The organism is Shewanella sp. 0m-8, from assembly GCF_052977265.1.
The window spans coordinates 1-4,785 of the sequence record NZ_JBRIMB010000090.1 but is presented as its reverse complement, the minus strand read 5'-3'; the positions used below and the strand labels follow the sequence as shown (position 1 = coordinate 4,785).

Here is a 4,785-nt window from a genome sequence, read left to right as displayed (position 1 = left end):
ATACCCCGCATAAGGAACAGCAACGGGGTAGTGTCACTCCCTTAAAATGGAGTGACACTACCTCTAATGTTGGCTTTAGCTTGATTCCGTAACAAATTCAAGATTGAAAGATACGCAATCAATGTATTTTGCTACTATCGAATAAAAAGGAAGCACTATGAGCACATCACAAATCGCTGTTATTGTAATTCTTATTACTGGTTTTTTAATTGGTCGGTATTTGTATGTACGGCTACCAAGCTACAAAGAAAAAGACTAGAAACACCACTTCGCAACTGTCGATAGACTACGCTAATCGATAGTTGCTCAGAGGCTCTAAAACGCGTTTTAAGCGTTTTAGACTTTAAAACCACACATCCATACCAAATTTATTGCTTTAGGGTCTTAAATTGCGATTTAGGCCGTTTAAAATCGATTTTGACTTCTCTTTCTGCCGGACAGTCGCGTAGCGACCAGCGCCGCAGGCAAACCTTCTTTACAGAAACAACTGAGGCCAAACGGTCGTAGACAAAAGTCACTTCCAGGTCTGCTTGTTTTCGGCTCTGGCGTCAGCCAGAAAGTGCCGATTCCTTATTTTATTGTCTTTTTTGTGGATTTATCCACAGGCGTAGCCCTTTATAATCTTTCTTGTTTGTGATCTTTCCTGTTTATAGCACCGCTACAGCCTTTGGTATAACAGGGCTGTAGCGTTTAAGGGTGAGGGGATTTACGGTAAAAAGACACCTAAAGGTGAGGGGATTTACGGTAAAAAGACACCTAAAGGTGAGGGGATTTACGGTGTAATCCACAAGTTAAGGTGAGAAAGTATTGAAACAACTCTCACCTGATAGTATGGTGAGAAAGTCATCAATTAAGACTCACTTTAGATATGAATAATTTATCAATAACGAAATCTAATTACCTTATTGAAGCGCGTTATAAGTTACCAGTGCAGGCTCAAAAATTAATATTGGCCTGCTTGGGTAAAGTAGACCCTCGGCATGAGATCCCAAAAGAAATAACGATGACAGCATCAGAGTTTTCAGAGCTAATGGGAATAGATATAAAAAACGCTCATAGAGAGCTTTACAAAGCAGCTGACAAACTTTATCAATCAGACATCCTTATCCATGAAAATGGTGAAGAAATAGAATTGAGATGGGTACAGGAAAAAGCTAAAAAACTAAAAGGAGAAGCCGCAGTAAGGCTCGTTTGGTCTGATCGAGTTTTGCGATATATTAGTCAAATGCGGGGGAATTTCACCTCATATAAATTACGCAATATCGCAGAGCTTCAATCTTCTCACTCAATACGTATTTACGAATTGTTAATGCGATTTTCAGATACTGGTGATCGAGAAATATTTTTAGATGACTTTAAGTCGATTTTAGGCATTTCTAATAAGTACCCAGAGTTTAAAGTTTTAAACCGTGATGTGATTAAGCTTGCTGTCAAAGAGTTAAACCAAAGAAGTGACCTAGTAATCAACTGCACACCTATCAAACGTGGCCGAACGGTTGAGAAACTACGTTTTGAGTTTAAGCAAAATAAACAAATGAAGTTAGATGTATAGTTTACCGCTCACTACTTTTACCAACTGAGAACAAGACATTCCGCATCCGATAACTCCCTCATAGTTGACACTGCAACCGCTATTTTTTAATTGACAAGTGTCAACTAAAAACTTTTAAAAAACAATGTGTTGAAGTAAACCGAATTTCGTGAGACCTTATTTGTAGATTATGTAAATTTATAGAGGGAAAAAGATGGATATTACTTTTAATTCGGAAGCTATTGATGGGATGCTTGAGGTCGGTGTTAACTTTTATGAATATATTGAAGATAAAGGAAATAGTATAGATGTTGCCATCTGGGTACCAGATAATGATTCTCGCCTAGAAATTAAGAGACTTGCCCGTGTAGCGGCATTAAAACAGTTAAAACGAGCAGTTGCTGTTTTAGAGGATGAAATATTAAACCTTTAAAATTACTGACAAAAGTGAGTATAAAAATGACCGCTATCCAAGAACTCAAAAGAAAAGCCCTTAAAGATCCAAAAGCCAAAACAGCTTACGATAATGACACCCTAGATATTAAGGACGTTGAAGTGATTTTCCATCCTGAGAAAACAGAGACAGATTCAGATGAGCACTGAATCAGACCAAGTAAAAAAAGAGCTGATGGAGTTGGTCAGCAAGAACGTTGAGGCCGACTCTCCAGAAGCTATAGAATGGATGGAAAAAGCCGCTAATGTGGTACGAAAAGATCAACTCGAAACTGGACAAAGATGGAAATACAATGCAGCAACAGGACTAGAAAAAGTTTGGGTTAATTAAGTCCCTTTAACCGGTTCTGTTCTAAAAATAATATGCTGCCCTTTGTCTTTTAAAGAGCGCTGAAAAACAGCTTCAGACTCGACTGCAGAGTAATTTTTATCAATCATATCTGTATCGTCTAGGTGCGAAATGAGCGCCTTAATCGTATCTCTGTATTTCTCTGGAACACGCATCACTACGGTACTTTCATATTTTGTTTTTCGTCCTGCACCTGGACGGCTACCGCCATGCTGTTTCTTTTCCATCTCAAATACCTTGATTAAGTTACACAATCAAGTTAATTTGTTTTCGTTACAATATCAAGATATTTTAATATTGGAATATTCCGCCATCAGAGGATGAAACTATGTATTTCTGGATCGTATTAGGCGCACTCTTTATCAGCGTAGCCTCCGTAGGCATGGTCTACTGGTATGCAAGCCATCAAGCAGCCAAAGAAGATCAGCTTCCTAAGTAAGTTGCCGTCACCTGCAATCTTCCATGCCCCAATTCACGGGTAATAATGGCTCTAGCCTCTTTGTCTGCAATTTGTAACTCTGCAGATAATTCCCGTACCGACACTCCAGAGACAGCGGGACACTCTATTCCCGTCAACTCAAAATAACGTTGGTGAGCGTAACTATGGCGTAGACCATGCGCCCCTTCTAAGCCGATTTTAATACAAGTATTTTCGTAGCGTTTCATCTGCTCGACATACATTCGCTGCACTGGAATTAACGAACGGCCATGCGCTAATGCTTTCGCTTCTTCCAATAATTCGCGCTGCGCCTCGTTTAAAATTGGGATCGTGCGATCTCGACCGCCTTTACACCAAGAGGCATCTAGCACTAAATGATCGCCGCGGTCTGCTTTTTCAGGCTGGATTTTCATTGCTTCCTCACGCCTTAAACCAAACGCCACCTGCAGTTTAAGCGACATTTTTACATGCTGATCGGTTATCGAATTTAACTGCTTTTGAGAAAGTGTTTTCCCCTTATTTTCATTGGTTACATATATGCGTTTCTCAATCCCTAAAGCCGCATTCGAAGCTGGCACAACCCCCTTCTTACCGATCTTTTCAGCCAGCCAGCGAATGTGCGTCATGCGATTTTTAACCGTACCTGGTGAGAGTCCATCGGACTGCCATTTTTGAAGCAGTGCATCGATGTGCTTAGGCTTAAGCGCTTTTAGCTCCAACCCTCTGTAACCTAGTTCCAAGAGCTGTTTATCCACTAATCTAACTGTTTTAAAGCGCTCTGATTTTGTCGCAAAAGAGCTGGGGTTGTGTTGTCTCAATATTTTTTTTGCTTGGAAAAAGAAATTAGTCGCCATACTGCACCTTGAATAAGTTACAAAATCAAAAAATAAAAGTATGGAAATGCGCCCAGACAGGGCGCATTGATCTAGAAAAAGGAGTTCTCAGTGGGCTAACAACACGACGACCACGTTGCACTTGCGGCCATTTCGGAATTCAGTTCAGTGTTAATGCTCGTTCTAACTGCCGACACAGTAAAGAACCCACTAATTACGAGTGGTATTGAGCTTGTGTTGTTACGGGCTAATGCCCAGATGGTGCGACTCTGTGGAGTTCCGCCAACCAAATATAATGACCCTAAAACCCTGTTGGGTTCGGAGATAAAATGTATATCGTTTGATTTGAAATATTGAAGCATCGAGTGATGCGATAGGAGAAATTTCAATCTACCCCAATCCAGTCACTAGAGCAATAAGAAACTCAAGTGATACAAATTACTTGTAAACAAATATAGATAAAGATCAATTATATCAACCAATTAATTGCAAGGTGCAGATTTATACAATACTGTCGAAACCGACCACATATTGAGTGGCCGTCAATACCATAATCAAGAAAAAATAATTTATATCGTAAAATTTAAACGGAAAAAAAATATGAAACATTTATGGTGTCTACTAGGTGTATTTATTGCGTTATCAGCGCCAACTGTGGCTACAGCTAAAAATAATAATGAAAACTTTATTTTACACTGCAAGGTTTGGAACCCAGGTAAACATGAAAAGAAAAGTTCATACATAATAGAAGTTTCACCATCAGAAATATCAATAGCCAACCACTATGAGCCTGGAATGAAGCCATATACATCTGTATATGAAACAATCCTGATCCAGAAAACTCTTTATTCTCTAGAAGGTAATTCTCTATACAATTATTTTGGAGTTCAAAAACGTAATGATACAGGGAAGGTACGAGCTTATATTGCATTGAAAAAAGCCCATACAAGTTCAGAATGGATGCTGGGTAGCGCAACTTTAGGCTATGAAAACAACTTGGAGTATATGGAGTTTGTTCATCATAAAAATTTAACCTGTCAAAAAGAATCTTTATAAATACAAGGTTACCGTCATAACGCTTCTAAAATGCAAAAAAAGCCAACATACCCCGCATAAGGAACAGCAACGGGGTAGTGTCACTCCCTTAAAATGGAGTGACACTACCTCTAATGTTGGCTTT

At 39.2% G+C, this 4,785-nt stretch carries 7 protein-coding genes; 5 read left to right on the top strand and 2 right to left on the bottom strand.

Features of this window, described 5'->3' with window-relative positions; translation table 11 throughout:
* The first annotated feature begins 868 nt into the window (after positions 1-868).
* From ACVBIO_RS21330 to ACVBIO_RS21315, 4 genes are all read left to right on the top strand, one after another.
* Positions 869-1,552: a replication initiation protein gene (locus tag ACVBIO_RS21330; protein ID WP_447173400.1), complete on the top strand. Its 684-nt coding sequence runs from the start codon at positions 869-871 to the stop codon at positions 1,550-1,552.
* Positions 1,553-1,745: 193 nt separating this feature from the next.
* Entirely contained in the window at positions 1,746-1,964 is a 219-nt protein-coding gene (locus ACVBIO_RS21325) for a hypothetical protein (protein ID WP_447173399.1), read from the top strand.
* 26 nt (positions 1,965-1,990) lie between these two features.
* The gene (locus ACVBIO_RS21320; RefSeq protein WP_447173398.1) at positions 1,991-2,134 is read left to right on the top strand and encodes a hypothetical protein; all 144 of its coding nucleotides are present in this window, start codon (positions 1,991-1,993) and stop codon (positions 2,132-2,134) included.
* Positions 2,124-2,315, top strand: coding sequence for a hypothetical protein (locus ACVBIO_RS21315; protein WP_447173397.1), 192 nt, complete (start codon positions 2,124-2,126; stop codon positions 2,313-2,315). The genes ACVBIO_RS21320 and ACVBIO_RS21315 overlap by 11 nt, the downstream gene beginning before the upstream one ends.
* Here ACVBIO_RS21315 and ACVBIO_RS21310 read toward each other — a convergent pair.
* Together ACVBIO_RS21310 and ACVBIO_RS21305 are read right to left on the bottom strand one after the other, a co-directional pair.
* Positions 2,312-2,560 (bottom strand): hypothetical protein, encoded by a 249-nt coding sequence (locus ACVBIO_RS21310; protein ID WP_447173396.1) that lies wholly within the window; start codon positions 2,558-2,560, stop codon positions 2,312-2,314. The two genes, ACVBIO_RS21315 and ACVBIO_RS21310, sit on opposite strands and share 4 nt — an antisense overlap.
* Before the next feature lie 196 nt (positions 2,561-2,756).
* On the bottom strand, positions 2,757-3,626 hold the full coding sequence (locus ACVBIO_RS21305) for a phage integrase N-terminal domain-containing protein (protein ID WP_447173395.1): 870 nt from the start codon (positions 3,624-3,626) through the stop codon (positions 2,757-2,759).
* Between the two features lie 579 nt (positions 3,627-4,205).
* Between ACVBIO_RS21305 and ACVBIO_RS21300 the strand changes: the two genes are divergently transcribed.
* Positions 4,206-4,661, top strand: a complete 456-nt coding sequence (locus ACVBIO_RS21300; RefSeq protein ID WP_447173394.1) for a hypothetical protein — start codon at positions 4,206-4,208, stop codon at positions 4,659-4,661.
* Positions 4,662-4,785 lie beyond the last annotated feature (124 nt).